At 57.2% G+C, this 16,125-nt stretch carries 10 protein-coding genes and 1 tRNA gene; 4 read left to right on the forward strand and 7 right to left on the reverse strand.

What is annotated here, in order from left to right:
- Positions 1–45: 45 nt before the first annotated feature.
- Together IEW18_RS15950 and IEW18_RS15955 are read right to left on the reverse strand one after the other, a co-directional pair.
- Positions 46–1,422 carry an ATP-binding protein gene (locus IEW18_RS15950; RefSeq protein WP_188558860.1) on the reverse strand — a complete coding sequence of 459 codons (1,377 nt, stop codon included), beginning with the start codon at positions 1,420–1,422 and terminating at the stop codon, positions 46–48.
- Between the two features lie 80 nt (positions 1,423–1,502).
- The gene (locus IEW18_RS15955; RefSeq protein WP_188558861.1) at positions 1,503–1,802 is read right to left on the reverse strand and encodes a hypothetical protein; all 300 of its coding nucleotides are present in this window, start codon (positions 1,800–1,802) and stop codon (positions 1,503–1,505) included.
- Positions 1,803–1,969: 167 nt separating this feature from the next.
- On the opposite strand from IEW18_RS15955, the gene IEW18_RS15960 reads away from it, so the two are divergent.
- Positions 1,970–3,955, forward strand: a complete 1,986-nt coding sequence (locus tag IEW18_RS15960) for a peptidylprolyl isomerase (protein WP_188558862.1) — start codon at positions 1,970–1,972, stop codon at positions 3,953–3,955.
- 79 nt (positions 3,956–4,034) lie between these two features.
- Here IEW18_RS15960 and IEW18_RS15965 read toward each other — a convergent pair whose 3' ends face one another.
- Positions 4,035–4,376, reverse strand: a complete 342-nt coding sequence (locus IEW18_RS15965) for a cupin domain-containing protein (protein ID WP_188558863.1) — start codon at positions 4,374–4,376, stop codon at positions 4,035–4,037.
- 170 nt (positions 4,377–4,546) lie between these two features.
- On the opposite strand from IEW18_RS15965, the gene IEW18_RS15970 reads away from it, so the two are divergent.
- Positions 4,547–5,383 (forward strand): serine O-acetyltransferase, encoded by an 837-nt coding sequence (locus IEW18_RS15970; RefSeq protein ID WP_188558864.1) that lies wholly within the window; start codon positions 4,547–4,549, stop codon positions 5,381–5,383.
- A 168-nt stretch (positions 5,384–5,551) separates the two neighbouring features.
- On the forward strand, positions 5,552–6,472 hold the full coding sequence (gene cysK / locus IEW18_RS15975) for a cysteine synthase A (RefSeq protein ID WP_188558865.1): 921 nt from the start codon (positions 5,552–5,554) through the stop codon (positions 6,470–6,472).
- Positions 6,473–6,608: 136 nt separating this feature from the next.
- Here cysK and IEW18_RS15980 read toward each other — a convergent pair.
- From IEW18_RS15980 to IEW18_RS15995, 4 genes are all read right to left on the reverse strand, one after another.
- A tRNA-Ala gene (locus IEW18_RS15980) sits at positions 6,609–6,682 on the reverse strand.
- Between the two features lie 171 nt (positions 6,683–6,853).
- Entirely contained in the window at positions 6,854–10,405 is a 3,552-nt protein-coding gene (locus IEW18_RS15985; protein ID WP_188558866.1) for a TonB-dependent receptor, read from the reverse strand.
- A 213-nt stretch (positions 10,406–10,618) separates the two neighbouring features.
- Positions 10,619–13,804 carry a TonB-dependent receptor gene (locus IEW18_RS15990; protein WP_188558867.1) on the reverse strand — a complete coding sequence of 1,062 codons (3,186 nt, stop codon included), beginning with the start codon at positions 13,802–13,804 and terminating at the stop codon, positions 10,619–10,621.
- Between the two features lie 141 nt (positions 13,805–13,945).
- Entirely contained in the window at positions 13,946–14,479 is a 534-nt protein-coding gene (locus tag IEW18_RS15995) for a C40 family peptidase (protein WP_229728781.1), read from the reverse strand.
- A gap of 192 nt (positions 14,480–14,671) precedes the next feature.
- On the opposite strand from IEW18_RS15995, the gene IEW18_RS16000 reads away from it, so the two are divergent.
- Positions 14,672–16,081 carry an FAD-binding oxidoreductase gene (locus tag IEW18_RS16000; RefSeq protein WP_188558868.1) on the forward strand — a complete coding sequence of 470 codons (1,410 nt, stop codon included), beginning with the start codon at positions 14,672–14,674 and terminating at the stop codon, positions 16,079–16,081.
- The last annotated feature ends 44 nt before the right edge of the window (positions 16,082–16,125 follow it).

Genomic DNA, 16,125 nt, shown 5'->3' on the forward strand with positions numbered 1-16,125 from the left:
AAGCTAGCAGAATCGGGAAGGGGAAGGGAAGCCACCGCGCGGGGCCTAGGCCGGCAGCGTGATACTAAACGTAGTGCCGCTGCCCTCGGTGGTTTCTACCGTGAGCGTGCCGCCGTGGCCTTTCGTGATGATGTCGTAGCTCAAGGACAGGCCCAGGCCCGTACCTTCGCCGGTAGGTTTGGTGGTGAAAAACGGCTGGAAGATTTTGTCAACTACGGCCTGCGGAATGCCCATGCCATTGTCGCGCACCTGTACTTCTACGTCGCCGTTTGACAGGTGGCGCGTGCTCACGGTTACGATGGGGGAGTAGCCGGGCTGGTTTAACTCCTTGCGCTTCTGCACGGCATAAAAAGCGTTGGTAAATAAATTCAGTAGTACCCGCCCCACGTCCTGCGACACGGCCTCTACCGTGCCCAGGTTCGGGTCGAAGTTCGTGACGAGGGTAGCGTTAAAGCTCTTGTCCTTGGCCCGCAGGCCGTGGTAGGCCAGGCGCAGGTACTCATCGGCCAGCCCGTTCAGGTTGGTGGCTTGCCGCTCGCCGGTGCTGGCCCGGCTGTGCTCCAGCATACCGCGCACGATGCTGGCGGCGCGCTGCCCGTGGTGGGTGATTTTGAGCAGGTTTTGCTTTAGGTCACCGAGCAGCTCGGCCTCCAGCTCCGGGTCGCGGGTGGGGCGCTGCTGCTCTTCTTCCAGCTCCGTTATCAGCTCGGCGCTGACATCGGAAAAATTGGTGACGAAGTTGAGCGGGTTCTGGATTTCGTGGGCAATGCCGGCAGTCAGCTCACCCAGGGAAGCCATTTTTTCGGCCTGGATCAGCTGGGTTTGAGTGGTTTTCAACTCCGTCAGGGCCTCGCGCAGCTCCTCGGCCTGTTGGGTGAGGGTAGCGGTGCGCTCGGCTACCAGCCGCTCCAGCTCCTGGTTGTGGGCCGCAATCAGCTGGCGGGCCTTTTCCTCTTCTTCCCGCTCCAGCCGTTCTTTTTCCAGCTGCTTTTTCTGGCTGCGGGCAATCAGCAGAAAGGTAAACAGCCAGATAAAGGCAAAGCCCTTGGAGTTTTCAAACGTAGCGTCGTACTCCTCCAGAATGCTGCTGCTCAGGGCCGGCAGTAGCAGTTCCAGCACCGAATACAGCACGAAGGGGGCCACGGCCAGCAGCAGCGTACGGGCGGGCCGGTAAGAGCGCACACTACTCAGAATGACCGTTACTACCCCCAGCACGAAAAGCATGTACAGCTCATCGAGCTGGTCGGACTTCCAGTGCACGGCCCGCGCCACCACAAATAGGGCCAGGCCCGGTGCCCAGATCCAGTTGAGCAGGCGGTTGATACGGGGCAGCCGGGTGGGCAAGTCCAAAAAACGGCGCAACCCGCGCACGATAAACAACGCCACCACCACGCTCAACAACACGTCCGCATTAAGATCCATGGGCAAAATCAGTTCGGAGAGGGCCGGAAGAGGGGGGAGAGGTAGAAGTCAGACCTAAAAAAGCAAGTCGCGCGGCCGGTTTACTTCGCCTTGCGGTCGGCCCAGATTTTGGGTAGCGGAATGGTAAGCACCAGAACCGGGTTGCTGGTGCGAGGCTGCCCCCGGGTTGTCAGGGTTTTGAGCTTGCCCTTTTCCCGGGAAGAAAGAATGCCCGCGTATTCGCCAATAACGCCGACCACGGTTGGCAGCGTCACGCGCACGGTGAGTTCCTTCTGGGCGGAGCCGGCCGGCACGGGCTCCGGCGGCCGGCTCTGGGCCCAGCTGCTTCCGGCGCCCAGCAGCAGCATACAGGCAAGCAGCAGTAGTTTAGAGCCAGGCATGGATAAGGTAGTATTGCCGTAAAGATGCTACTATAAATAGGTTTCCCTACATGCAGGCAAGGAAATACTCTCGTCCCGCCGCACTAGGTCAGGTGGGCAGTTGCTAAGCAGATGCTGGTTGCCGTGGTGTAGTTGCTTGTCGTGGCAATTTCTAACTTAGGCCGACCATGACCTACTCCGCCCTGTGCCGGGCCGCTGCCGTAGCCGCGGCCAGCAGCTATTTGCTTTCTGCCTGCGCCCCCCGCCCGCTTTCCTCCGCCGCCCCGGCCGCCCCCAACCAGTTTGCCGCCGACACCGTGCTGCGCCGCATTGCTACGGCCCAGGATGAGCGCCGGGCGGCCGCGCTGCTACCCTACCTCAGCCGCCCCGAAGCCCACTACCGCCGCGCCGCCGCCGAAGCCCTGGCCTCGGTGCAGAGCAAGGAGGCTACCATGCCCCTGCTCACCCGGCTGCGCGAAGATGCGGATGCCACCGTGCGGCGGGCGGCGGCCTACGCCCTGGGGCAAACGGCTGATTCTACGGCAGAAGCTGGCCTTACCCAGCGCATTAGCGCCGAGCCCGACGGGGCAGTGCGCCGTTACGTGCTGGAGGCCCTGGGGCGCTGCACCTCCCGGGCCGGGCTAACGACCCTCGCCCGCCTACCCCCCGCGCTAGCCACCGACACGGCTGCCCTGAGTGGGCAAGCCTGGGGGTTGTACCGGGCCGGCCTGCGGGGCCTCACATCGGAGGGAGCAGTGAGCCGGTTGGTGCAACTGCTGGGGCCGGGTAACCCGGTAAGCGCCCGGCTGGCGGCGGCCAACGCCCTGGCCCGCACCCGCGGCATTAACTTAGCTTCCTATGCCGCAGCCGTTGGTGCCGTTGCCCAGCAAGATGCCCATTACGCGGTGCGCAGCGCTGCCACGGCTGCCCTCAGCAAAGCAGCAGCTGCCCCCACGGTGCCCGTTCTGCTGGCCACTCTGGCGCGGCGCGACCCGGACTATCGGGTGCGGGTCAGTGCGCTGCGGGCCATGAACGCGCAGATGTACGCCCCGGTGAAGGAAGCTGCTTGGCAAGCCCTAACCGACCCCAACGCCCAGGTTGCTCTATCGGCCGCCGAGTTCTTCCTGGCCCACGCCACCAACGAACCCGGTACGTTATTTTTGGAGAAAGCCAACCGATTGGACCAGTGGCGGGTGCGGGCCACGCTGCTGGCCGCCGCCCTGCACCAAGCCAGCCCGGAGCAAGCCGCTATTCGGGGGGCCGTGCAGGAGCGCTACGCCGCCGCCACTGACCCCTACGAGAAAGGATATCTGCTGAAAGCCCTGGGCGAAGACCCCGAGGCCTTTGACTTTGTGCAGCGGGCAACTTTCGTTCAAGGGCAGCCCCTGGTAGTAAGCACCTACGGCATGGAGGCCCTGGTGGCCATGAGCCGCCAACCTACCTTTCCTGCCAGCCGCCACCCCGACCTGGCCCTGGCCCTGCGCCGGGGCGTGCTCAGCCGGGATGTAGCCGTGATGGGTACGGCCGCCGAAGCCATCCGCGACCCGAAGCTAAACCTGCGCAAGCTCCTGCCTAGCCCTGATTTTCTGATGCAGGCCCGCGACCAGCTCACCCTGCCCCGGGATTTGGAGGCCTGGCAGTCCTTGCAGCAAACCATCGACTTTCTGCAAAACCAGCCCGCTACTACTACGCCAGTCGCCAAAGCTGCCACGCACCCCATTGATTGGGCGTTGGTAAGTACTATTCCGGCCGGGCAGCGGGTAGCGGTGCGCACCAGCAAGGGCGACGTGGTGCTGCGCCTGTTAGTGGAGCAGGCTCCGGGCTCGGTGGCCAGTTTCGTGGCCCTGACGCGCCAGGGCTTCTACAACGGCAAGAATTTCCACCGCGTTGTGCCCAACTTCGTGGCCCAGGGCGGCTGCCCCCGCGGCGACGGCTGGGGTAGCTCCGACTACAACCTGCGCTCTGAATTTGCTGACCTGCGGTACGGGGAAGGGGCCGTGGGCCTGGCCTCGGCCGGCAAGGATACGGAAAGCTGTCAGTGGTTTATCACCCATGCCCCTACGCCCCACCTCGACGGCCGCTACACTATTTTCGCGCAGGTAGTACAGGGAATGGATGTGGTCAGCCGCCTGGATATCGGCGACCGAATCGACCGGGTGGAGCTGATTAAATAGCTTACTGTGCTGGCCGTAAGGCAACGGCCCCCACTGCCTGGTGCAGTGGGGGCCGTTGCTGTAAGGGGTTTCCGGGAAATTATTCCTCGTCGCGGCCGTGGGCCTGGGCGGGTGGGGTAGTGGCTTCCACTGCGGAAAAGGCTTCCAGTATTTTGTAGGTGTGCGAGGCGCCCTTGGGCACCACCCAGGAGTTGCCGGGTTCCAGCACAACCATCTGCCCTTCAATGTGCAGCTCAGCCCGGCCCTTGAGCACGTAGCCGACGGTTTCGTAGGGGCGCGCGCTGGGTTCTTTGGCCTCGCTGGGCTGCTCGTCTTCCCACAGGCGCATGGCTACGTGCACGCCGGAGGCCAGGTATTTTTCGCCATCTGCGCCGGTGGGGGAGAAGCGGGAATCAACTTTGGTGATGGTGGTATCAGCCATGAAACAGAAAGATAAAGTGAATGAGGGGTAACTACCCTGCTAACGCGGCCAATCAAAACCGGGTTACTACCTTGCCCGAATCCTAAACTTTCGGCTTGGCCCGCGGTTGAAAAATGTCGCGGCCAGATGTTGCCCCCGCTTTGCCGACCTTTCGTAGGCTTCCGTTGCCCATGTTTTCTGCCAACCATCCGTTTATTCAGGCCCTGACCCAGGCTCACGCCCACACGGCAGTGCCCCTGCCGGCCGAGGACTTTTGCCAGCTGGCCGAACACCTGTTGCAGGTGCTGTTCCCGGAGCGCTCGGCCCGCCCCTTGCGTAACCCCGATGCTGTAGCTGCTACCCTCGACCAGCTTCAGAACGATCTGACCACTTTGCTGCGGGCCGTGCCCACGCCCGAGCCGGCGGCTGAGCTGGCTGGCAGCCTGATGAACTCCTTACCGGCCCTGCGCGCCATGCTGCTCCAGGATGCCGCCGCCATTCTGGCCGCCGACCCGGCCGCCCAGGGCCTGGCCGAAGTAGTAGCAACCTATCCGGGGTTTTATGCTATTGCCATGCACCGTTTCGCGCACGGGCTGCACCAGCGCGGCATCGCCCGCGTACCCCGCATCCTGAGCGAATACGCCCACCAGCGCACGGGCATCGATATTCACCCCGGCGCCCGCATCGGGCCTTCCTTCTGCATCGACCACGGCACCGGTCTGGTCATTGGCGAAACCTGCGTAATTGGGTCCGGCGTCAAGATTTTTCAAGGCGTAACCTTGGGCGCCTTAAGCGTAGCCAAACAGCTGCAGGGCATCAAGCGCCACCCAACCATTGAAGACGACGTGGTGATTTACGCCGGAGCTACTATTTTGGGCGGCAATACCACGGTGGGCAGCCACAGCATTATTGGCGGCAACGTGTGGCTAACCGAGAGTGTACCCTCGCACTCGCGCGTTTACCACCGGGCGCACATTCACGTCACCCGCTCCCAGGACCCCGCCGAGGACATCACCTTCTCTATCTAAAGGTTTTGGGGGGATAAGCGACAGGTGACAGGTAACAAGCGAGGCCTTTCTGCTGAGGCAAAGCCTGAAAGAATCCAGCCTCGCCCCACAACTACTACCTCCTCACCTTCTCGCTATTCACCTGTTACCTGCCACCATTTACCTTCACACTTCATCACCTCAACTCCCATGAAAGCCACTTCCATTCTGGATACCATCGGCAACACGCCGCTGCTGCGCCTCAACAAACTGTTCGCCCACCGCCCCGATGTGGAGGTATGGGTGAAGCTCGAACGCGCCAACCCCGGCGGCAGCATCAAGGACCGGATTGCGCTGAGCATGATCGAGCAAGCCGAGCGCGACGGTATCCTGACGCCTGACAGCGTAATTGTGGAGCCTACCTCCGGCAACACGGGCGTGGGCCTGGCCATGGTTGCGGCCGTAAAAGGCTACCAGCTGACGTTGGTAATGCCCGAGAGCATGAGCATTGAGCGCCGGCGCCTGATGGCAGCCTACGGCGCCAATCTGGAGCTTACCCCCCGGGAAAAGGGCATGAAGGGTGCTATTGAAAAGGCCCACGAGCTGGTTCGGGATACACCCGGCGCCTGGATGCCCATGCAGTTCAGCAACCCCGCCAACATTAAGGTGCACGCCGAAACTACCGCCCAGGAAATCCTGCGTGATGCCCCCGAAGGCTTTGATTTCCACATCACGGGGGTGGGCACCGGCGGCCATATTACGGCTGTTACGGAGGTGCTAAAGCCCCACTTTCCCCAGATGAAGACTTTCGCGGTAGAACCGGAGCTCTCCCCTGTTATCAGCGGTGGGGCTCCGGGCCCGCACCCCATCCAAGGCATTGGGGCTGGCTTCATCCCGGATAACCTGCACACCGAAGTTCTGGACGGCACCATTCAGGTAAGCCAGCAGGAGGCCTTTGATTATGCCCGGCGCGCGGCGCGCGAGGAGGGTTTGTTTATTGGGGTTTCTTCCGGCGCCTCGCTAGCTGCCGTTGCCAAGAAGCTCGATGAAGTGCCGCAGGGTGGCCGTGTGCTTACTTTCTGCTACGATACCGGCGAGCGGTACCTGTCCGTGGAAGGCCTATTCGTATAGCCACTAGGTGACATAATACACAAGGCCGCTTCCCAACAGAACAGGGAAGCGGCCTTTTGCGTTATCTAGCAGTTGTCACCGGAAGGATATACACAAAAAAAGCCTGACCGGTAAGTCAGGCTTTTCAGAACGGGAGTGGAGAATATCGGAGTCGAACCGATGACCTCTTGCATGCCATGCAAGCGCTCTAGCCAGCTGAGCTAATCCCCCGTTTGGTTGTAACCCATTCGCCGGTTGCGTTTGGTGTGACAAAAGTACGGTAGCTTTTCGGTTCTGCAAGAGGAAGGACAAAAAAAAGCAAACTTTTTTTGCTCACTACCACCAAAAAAAGTGGGCTGACGGTATCGTCAGCCCACTTTTGAGTAGGTAAGTAGTTGAGGCTTAGTTAAACAGGTAGCGTATGCCTACCTGTGCCTGCCAGCGTGAACCAATACCACCGGTGTCGTCGCGGAAGGTTCTCGACAGCGGAGTTCCGGGTGTTACGGTCGTCGTACCATTAACGGTCGTCGAGGTAGGATTGGTCAGGTAGCGGTATTCGAATACCGGTTGGCCTTGGGCGTTATACCCAGCCCAAGTCAGAGGGTTTACCCGGTTGGCGGTCTGGAAAGTACCCCAGTCAGAGTTAATCAGGTTGCCAACGTTGAAAATATCAACGCTTATTTGCAACGCATTACGGTTCTGGCCAATGTTGGTGAAGATGTCTTGCAACAGCCGCACGTCCAAACGGTTTTGCCACGGACGCGAGGCTCCATTACGCTCAGCATACTGACCGCGGTTTTTGCTCAGATACTTGTCTTGGCTGATGTAAGCATCTAGGTCAGCCCACTGCTGCGCTGCGCTATATGTTACCCCGTTAGTCGTGATCGGGCGAAGATTGATTTCGCTCTGGTTCCGTGGGATGTACATCAGATCGTTGGCATTCTGACCGTCACCGTTCATATCACCCGAGTACACATAGCTAAATCGACCAGCTGGAGCAGCTTCGTAGAACAACGAAATGGTAGTGCCCAAATGGTTCAGATACTCCCGGCGGTATGAAGCAGAAGCTACTACCCGATGCTGCTGCAGGAAGTTGGAATAGCTCAGTACATTGGCATTGGGGTCACCTGATACTTGGCGGTCACGCCAGATAGACTGTGCGATTGAGCCACCGTCATTTACCGAGCGAGCATCCGAATAAGTGTATGCAGCGCTAGCATAGAAGCCACCGGCAAATGATTTCTGCAATTGACCGGTCACGAAGTACGAATAGCCCTTGTTTGTATTCTTCATCAGAATAGCATCGGTGATATTCGGACGGGCAGCCGTGTTGCCGCCTTGCGCTGTTGGAACAGCACCGTAAATGCGGTTATTGGCTGTTGAGGTAACTACACCGTTCGTTTGGCTGCCGCTAAAGGTGTAGAAGATCGGACGCATATCAGCCCCGTTGGCACGAGCGAAAGGAGCGGCCTCGGTACCGGGCAGGTTTACGTTCTGTTGGTAGACAGCATTGAGGTCTTTCGTGTAAAGAGCCTCAATTGTACCGATAATACCACCTGGTAATTCCTGGTCAATGGCAATGTTGGAGCGCCATACTTGCGGGAATTTAAAATCACGGTCAGTAACAGCCAAGTTATACTGAGTGTTAGCAGCGCCACCAACCGGACGGTAAGCATCTACGTTTAGGTCGAAGGGGAAAACGGAGTTGTTTGGGTTGGTTGTTGTACCTGTAGTGGTAGCTACAGCACCGCGGCGGTCAAAAGAGCCGAATTGTACACCGTTGTTACCTGCCTGGTTAGACAGCCATACGAATGGGATTCGGCCAGTGAAAATGCCTGTTCCACCACGCACTTGAGTTTTCTTATCATCGTTCGGGTCCCAGTTGAAGCCAACCCGAGGCGAGAACAATACCGTACGTTTGGGTAATTTATCCGTTTCTAAACGAACTCCGTCCCGGAAAGTCAGATTAGCCGCGTTTTCATTGCGGGCAATATCAGAGTAGATAACAGGTAGGTCACCACGAATACCGATAGTTATCTTCAGGTTATTTAGCGGCGACCATTCATCCTGTGCATAGAGGCCGAGCTGGGCCGCTTTCGTAACCGCGAACGGGAAAGAACCATCAGCGCTGGTAGCGTACTGCAGCTGGTAGCGCTGTGGACCTTGCAAAGGAGGTGCACCTGCACCGGTAGCGCGCGGGGTAGGTACGCCGTTCACTAGGGTGTAGCCGTTCGGGGCCTCCGCTGTACGAGCCGAGGCATAGAAGTCGTCGAGTGAGTTGAACTGGTAGTTACCGTAATAGTTCGGGGCAAAACCGTTGCTGAACTTGTACAACTCATTATAGGTGCCCACCGTCACGTTGTGCTTACCTAAGTAAGCGGTGAAGTTGTCACCAAACTGGTACACATCGGAATTCAGAATGTTAAAAGCCGAAAAAGGCTCATAACCAAACGAGGTAAGTGTGTTGCTAGCAGTAATAGCGGCTAAGTTATTACCCGTACTTAGGCCGGTGCCGTTGCCGATATCAACTAAGGGAAAAATACCCCCGGAACTCTCACGGAAGTCACGGAATCGAGAGTAACCAGCCGTGAAGTTATTAGAGTACCGGCTCCCAAACGTGCTGTTCAATTCAGCAATGTATGAGTCAAGGTTGTTGTTAATGGTGTAGTATGACGAGAAGAAGGGCAAACCAAACTGAGTTTGAGCCCGAACCCCACCAATAGCATTGGATGGGCTAGGGGGAACATCTGACAACGAGCGGAGGTAGTTGTACTTGATGTTCAAACGGTGGTTGTTGGAAATATTCCAATCCAAACGCGCCGTTGCTTTTTCGCTGTTCGAGCGTTGCTTATACCCCTCATATCCCCCCGCATCGAAGCCATACTTATCCTGCAAGAAGGTGCTGAGCGTATTGAGGTCAGAAGCCAGAGCGCGGGAAGTCTGCGAGTTGCCACCAGGAGCTGCCGTTTCGCCGGGACGGTTGGCAATAAAGTTGCCGCTTGGTGGGTCATTACGGGTTTCTTTCTCCGCGTTTAGGAAGAAGAAGAGTTTGTCTTTAATGATAGGGCCACCAACCCGAAAGCCATAGTTCTTAAGATCAAACTTGGGGTAATCTGACTCCACGTCGCCTACTTTGCTGCCTACCAGGTTCTGGTCGCGGTAGAAACCATAGATAGACGCCTGTACTTTGTTGGTGCCTGAGCGGGTTACGGCGTTAATGCCAGCTCCCGTGAAGGAACCCTGACGAACGTCAAACGGCGCGATGCTTACCTGGATCTGGTCGATAGCATCCAGCGAGATAGGCTGTGCACCGGCTTGGCCACCTACCGTAGAAGAAAGGCCAAATGAGTTGTTGAAAATTGCCCCGTCAATGGTGATGTTGTTGAACGCACCACTACGACCACCAAAGCTCTGACCATTGGCCGAAGGAGTAAGGCGAGTGAAGTCATTAAACGAACGGTTCAGAGTAGGCAGGCGCTCAATCTGCTCACGCTGCACAGTAGTAGCTGCACCCGTGCGGCCTGCATTAATCACGGGGTTCTGGCGGCCCGTTACCACAACCTCGCCTAGGGTTTGTTCCGCCTCGCTCAGGTTGATGTCGATGCGCTGGTTCTGACCCAAAGTCAGAAAAATGTTCTCGCGTACCGTTTCCTTATACCCTACAAAAGAAACCCGCACTGTATAAGGTCCGCCTACGCGCATGTTCTGCAGGTTGAAGCGACCTTCCGAGTTGGTGGGGGCTACGTACTGCGTGTTGGTGGGCGTGTGCACGGCAATGACCGTCGCCCCGGGCAGGCCCTCTCCCGACTTGTCGGTGATGATACCGTTCATGGCCGAGGTAGTCGTGCCTTGCGCCCAGCTCAGGTGCGCCGACAAGATGGCCAGCGGCACCATAGCTACAGAGGCGTAAAGAGTGTTTTTCATACAAGGGGGATTGGTGAAAATCGACTGCAAAAGTAGAGGGTCTAATCTGGTGGTGATATTATTAAAATGTTATTAAAAATAACAACAGTAAGATGAATGTTTATATGTAACTATTATTATATAAATCGAAAGTCTGAGCTACAATTAAGGCTCGCAAGTACCAGATATTTAAAATAAAAGCGGGCGGAGAATATCTCCGCCCGCTTTAAGGGTAATATAACTAAAGTAGGTTAGCTCAGTAGCTTAGTTAAAGCTATAGCGCACCCCGAGCTGACCCTGCCACCGCGAACCGAAGGCGGAAATATCGTAGCCGCGGTTGCCGTTAGCTGCGAAGGTGGAAGGGAAGGAGTAAGTTGGGCGGGTGTTGATGCCCGTCGTTTCCACGCGCAGCAACTCAACTGCGTTGTTGTTCACAAAATACTGACGGCCCCAGTCTTTGTTGATCAGGTTGCCCACGTTCTGAACGTCGAAAGTAACCTGAATCGTGTTCTTCTTACCACCTGCCTGGAAGTTGAAGTCCTGGGCTACCCGCACGTCGAACTGGTGAGTCCAGGGCGTACGAGCTGCAAAGCGCTCCGCATACTGACCGCGGCGGCTACGCAGGTAAGGATCGTTCTCGATGAAAGCTTCCAGCTGATCCTGAATTTGCGCTACCGTACGATTGTCCACTACGTTGTTCGAGGTAGGCGTGCGAACCAGCACGATTTCGTTTGCATCCCGGGCGTTGCGCGGAATGTAAATCAGGTCGTTGCTGAAGGCACCGTCATTGTTCAGGTCACGGCCGCCGGCGCCATACACGTAGGCAATCGGTGAGCCAGCTAGGCCTTCATAGATAACCGAGAAGTTGGTAGCCAGACGGTCGCCGGCATAGCGCAAGGTGTAACCACCCGTTGCCAAAACGCGGTGACGACGGTCGTTAGCCGAGAAGCCCAGCTCTGGGTTGTTCGGATCAGCCTGTACTTGGTTGAACTGCCAGTTGGAAAGAGCCGTGCTGCTAGCACCGCTGTTGACTTCCTTCGACATCCCGTAGGTGTAAGCCACGCTGGTGTTCAAGCCATTGGTGAACTGCTTCTGCAGCTGCGCCGTGGCGTTGTAGCGGTAGCCCTTGTTAGTGTTGTCGAGTTGCAGAACGTTGGTGTAGTTCCGGTTGATCTGACGGGTAGCGGGGTACACGGGGCGCTGGTCGGGGCCGGCGAGGCGGCCGGTGGGCGCTACCAGGTTGATGTTCTTGTAGTAGATGTCGTTGAGCGTCTTCGAGTAGATGCCTTCCAAGGTGGCTACGATGTCGCCGGGCAAGCGGAAGTCAACGGCCAAGTTCGAGCGCCACACCTGAGGCAGCTTGAAGTTCTTGTCAATTACGTTGATTTCAGCCGTGGGCAGGGCTGCAAACGAAGAGCGAATCTGCGAAGGATCCGTTACGATAGGTGGGTAGGTCGTCGTCTGGTTAGGTGCAGTGCCGGTTGTTACCGGGCGGGCATCCACGGCGCCCTGAATCAGGCCGCTGTTGGTGAAGCCGTTGGAAACCCATACGAAGGGTACCCGGCCGGTAAACACACCGGTACCACCACGTACCTGCACTTTCTGGTCGTTGTTCACGTCCCAGTTAAAGCCCAGGCGTGGAGCCCACAGCAGCTGGCCGTTCGGGGTATTTTCGGTGCTAATGTTGCTACCGAAGGTATCCGTAACCCCTTTGTTGAAGCCAGGCTTGTCAAAGAAGAAAGGCACGTCCAAACGTACACCCAGGGTCAGGCGCAGGTTTTCCAACGGCGAGTATTCGTCCTGAGCATATACGCCCGCCTGCATGGCGCTGAAGCTAGCTTCGCCGTTGTTGTTGGTAGCATAAGCCGCCTGGAAACGGTTGGCCCGCTCGTTCAGGAAATCAGCCAGCGTGTTAAACTGGTAATAGCCTACCCCGTTGTTGATGAACAGGTTACGGAACTTGAAGAACTCGTTGTGCGTGCCCAGCGTGAAGGTGTGCTTGCCTACTGCGCGAGTTACGTTGTCGGTAAACTCAAAGATGTCCTGGTCCAACTCGTTGAAACCGGAGCTACGCTCGGTACCGAATGTGTAGCGGTTGCCAGCTTCGTTGATTTCAAACGTCGGAAACAGACGGCCCGGCGTCGTGCGATTATCGCGGATGCGGGTGTAGCTCACCAGCAGCTTATTGGAGAAGTTGCCCAAACGGCTGTTAAGCTCCGCTACGCTGCTGTTAGTAGTGTTGTTGTTCTGAAAAATGTTGTTGCCAAAGCGCATCTGCGAAGAGGAGCGCGAGATGTTATCATCGAACGCCTTAACGTAGTTGTGGCGGAGCGTCAGCTGGTGGTTTTGCGACAAGTTAAAGTCCAGACGACCAAAAAGACGGTTGCTTTCCGTGCGGCGGTCAACCTCCGTGGAGCCTACTTCATAACCGTAGCGTTCCGCGGCGCGAGTGGCAATCTGGTTGATAACGTTCACATCCAGACGCGAGGCCGAAGTGCCGGGTACGAAGGCCAGGGGCTCATTCCGACGAGCGACTTCGCCGTTCAGGAAGAAGAACACTTTGTCCTTTACAACAGCGCCGCCTACCCGGACACCCGTCTGGTAGTTGTAGAACTCAGCGGCCTTGGTACGGGGCTCGGTTACGCTTTTGCCAATGGTGTTCTGGTTACGGCCGAAGCCGTAAATAGAAGCCGACAAGTCGTTGGTGCCGGAACGGGTCACAGCGTTGATGCCGCCGCCAGTGAAGTTACCGAGCGTTACATCGTAAGGAGCAACTACAATCTGTAGTTCCTGCACAGCATCCAACGAAATTGGCTGAGCGCCAGCGTTGCCGCCGGGCGTGCCGCTGCCGGACAAGCCGAAGATGTCGTTGTTTACCGCGCCGTCAATGGTAATGTTGTTGTAGCGGTTGTTGGCACCCCCGATGGAGCTGCTGCCACCACCGTTGGCTTGGGGCGAAACCCGCACGAAATCCTGCAGGCTACGGTTTAGCGTGGGCAGGCGCTGAATTTGCTCCCGTGAAACGGAAGTAGCAGCACCGGTGCGGCCCGAGTTGATAACTTGGTCCCGACGGCCGCTTACCACAACCTCGCCTAGGGTTTGTTCCGCCTCGCTCAGGTTGATGTCGATGCGCTGGTTCTGACCCAAAGTCAGAAAAACATTCTCACGCACAGCCTCTTTGTAGCCTACGAAGGATACACGGATGGTGTAGGGTCCCCCTACACGCATATTCTGCAAGTTGAAGCGACCTTCCGAGTTGGTGGGGGCTACGTACTGCGTGTTGGTGGGCGTGTGCACGGCAATAACCGTTGCCCCGGGCAGGCCCTCCCCCGACTTGTCGGTGATGGTACCGTTTATTGCCGAAGTAGTGGCACCCTGCGCCCAGCCTACGTGCGCCGACAGGATGGCCAGCGGCACCATAGCTACGGAGGCGTAAAGATTGCGTCTCATAAAGAGGGATTGGTAAAAAAGAGGTGTGCTGAGAAAAACGAATTACAAACGTCTGGCTTCACGCCCAGACCAAGTTGTGTCAATGTTATCGAACAGTAAGAGAACTGCTGCCACTTTCCGCCGCAAAGGTAAGGGGGAAATTCACAATATTGGTCGTACTGCCTTAATGAATCTGCTTAGGTAGTAATCAGTTTCCAGAGCATTCTCTACGACACCTAAAGAGCTGGAAGAGTGAATGAACTGAACACTTTCCGGCGAGGCTTCGGTAACTAATCCCACGTGGGTAATCACCATGCTGCCAGGTGAAGCTCCGAAAAATACCAAATCGCCGGCCCGCAGTTCTTGCGGCCTGATGGGCTCCCCCCACACGGCCTGCTCGTTGCTGGAACGGGGAATGGCCACGTTAATGGCTGCAAATGACTCGTGCAAGAGCCCCGAGCAATCCATGCCCAGCCGGGTAGTGCCGCCAAACTTATATGGGGTGCCCTGAAAGGAGCGGGCCGTTTCAATAACCATGGCCATCTGGCGAGGTACGTTAGCGGGCAGGGGCCGGGTAGGGGTAGGGCGCCGGGCCACCACTTTACTTTTTCCAGCTGCCGTTGACGTTTTTACCTTTGATTTAACCAGCGAAGGGCTGGTACCCCGGCGGCGGTCCGCCGCTTTCATGCGCGCCATATCGCGGGCCGAATAATAGCGCCCGTTTCGGTAATTCACTTTGCTGCTGCTACAAGCCGCCAGCCAACTCCCTAAGATCAACCATAAGGCGACTAGAAGTGGCCGCTGCCACTGCGCCGAATGCCGTACCTTCGTAACGTGTTCCCGCATCGGGGCAAAGATAAGCGAAGTGGTCATTTCACCCTTGTATATATGAAATATCAAGTTTTGACTCCGGCCTTGTTGGCTGAGCTGGAAGCAGTTGTAGGCGCTCAGCACCTGCTGACGGCTCAGCGAGTGGAAGCCGAAGTATACGCCGACTACGGCCGCGACCATACGGAAGACCTGCACTTTGCCCCCGATGTAGTAGTGCGCCCCGCTAACGCCGAGCAGATCAGCGCTATTATGCGCCTGTGCCACGAAAACCACATTCCAGTTACGCCGCGTGGGGCCGGTACGGGGCTTAGCGGTGGGGCGCTGCCCATCCATAATGGGGTAGTGCTGAGCACGGAGCGGCTAAACCGCATCATTGAAATTGATGAGCGCAACCTACAGGCTACGGTGGAGCCAGGCGTGGTTAATGAGGCGTTTCAGAATGCAGTTAAGGAAGTCGGGCTGTTCTACCCTCCGGATCCGGCCAGTAAGGGCAGCTGCTTTCTAGGAGGTAACCTGGCCCATAGCAGTGGCGGCCCCAAAGCCGTAAAGTATGGCACCACGCGCGACTACGTGCTGAACCTGCAGGTGGTGCTACCCACCGGCGACATCATTTGGACCGCTGCCAACACCCTGAAAAACTCCACCGGCTACAACCTTACTCAGCTAATGATCGGCTCAGAAGGAACGCTGGGAATCATTACCAAAGTTGTGTTTCGGCTCTTGCCCTACCCTCAGCACACAATTCTGATGCTGGTGCCCTTCCGACAGGAGGCCCAGGCCGCGGAAGCCGTGTCGGCAGTGTTTCGGGCAGGCATCATTCCCTCCGGCATGGAGTTTATGGAACGGGAAGCCATTGCCTGGTCGTCGGATTACCTAAAGATTCCACTCACCTTGCCCGAGGATATTTCAGCTCACCTGCTTATTGAGCTAGATGGGCAGGATCTGGAGCAACTCTACAAGGAGGCGGAGCAGGTGTACACGGTGTTGGAACGCTACGATGTAGGAGAAATTCTGCTGGCTGATAATGCTACCCAGAAAGATGAACTCTGGAAGATTCGGCGCAACATCGGCAATTCTGTGCGCTATAATTCAGTGTACAAGGAAGAAGATACCGTGGTGCCCCGCGCCGAGTTACCTACCCTGCTCAGAGGGGTAAAGGAAATCGGGGCCCGTTACGGGTTCAAAAGCGTGTGCTACGGCCACGCCGGCGACGGCAACCTGCACGTGAACATCATTCGCGGCGAACTGACGGATGAGCAATGGAACGTAGGCCTGCGCCAACCAATCAGAGAGATTTTTGAGCTATGCGTGAAGTTGGGCGGCACTATCAGCGGGGAGCATGGTATTGGATTGGTGCAGAAACAATTCGTCGGTATTGCCCTCAAAGAAGCTAATCTGAACCTGATGCGAGGTATCAAGCAGGTGTTTGATCCGCATGGCATCATGAATCCTGGTAAAATATTTTAACCAAGGACGTAGCCGGATTACCGGATACACACGGTTGCACGGTT

This window comes from Hymenobacter glacieicola (assembly GCF_014640315.1).
GTDB classification, from domain to species: domain Bacteria; phylum Bacteroidota; class Bacteroidia; order Cytophagales; family Hymenobacteraceae; genus Hymenobacter; species Hymenobacter glacieicola.

What these genes read in the sequence shown, in the direction of transcription:
- IEW18_RS16000 (WP_188558868.1), top strand. Translation starts at nt 14,672, where the DNA reads ATGAAATATCAAGTTTTGACTCCGGCCTTGTTGGCTGAGCTGGAAGCA.
- IEW18_RS15995 (WP_229728781.1), bottom strand. Translation starts at nt 14,479, where the DNA reads ATGGCGCGCATGAAAGCGGCGGACCGCCGCCGGGGTACCAGCCCTTCG.
- IEW18_RS15970 (WP_188558864.1), top strand. Translation starts at nt 4,547, where the DNA reads ATGTTTTCTGCCAACCATCCGTTTATTCAGGCCCTGACCCAGGCTCAC.
- IEW18_RS15950 (WP_188558860.1), bottom strand. Translation starts at nt 1,422, where the DNA reads ATGGATCTTAATGCGGACGTGTTGTTGAGCGTGGTGGTGGCGTTGTTT.
- IEW18_RS15960 (WP_188558862.1), top strand. Translation starts at nt 1,970, where the DNA reads ATGACCTACTCCGCCCTGTGCCGGGCCGCTGCCGTAGCCGCGGCCAGC.
- IEW18_RS15990 (WP_188558867.1), bottom strand. Translation starts at nt 13,804, where the DNA reads ATGAGACGCAATCTTTACGCCTCCGTAGCTATGGTGCCGCTGGCCATC.
- IEW18_RS15965 (WP_188558863.1), bottom strand. Translation starts at nt 4,376, where the DNA reads ATGGCTGATACCACCATCACCAAAGTTGATTCCCGCTTCTCCCCCACC.
- IEW18_RS15955 (WP_188558861.1), bottom strand. Translation starts at nt 1,802, where the DNA reads ATGCCTGGCTCTAAACTACTGCTGCTTGCCTGTATGCTGCTGCTGGGC.
- cysK (WP_188558865.1), top strand. Translation starts at nt 5,552, where the DNA reads ATGAAAGCCACTTCCATTCTGGATACCATCGGCAACACGCCGCTGCTG.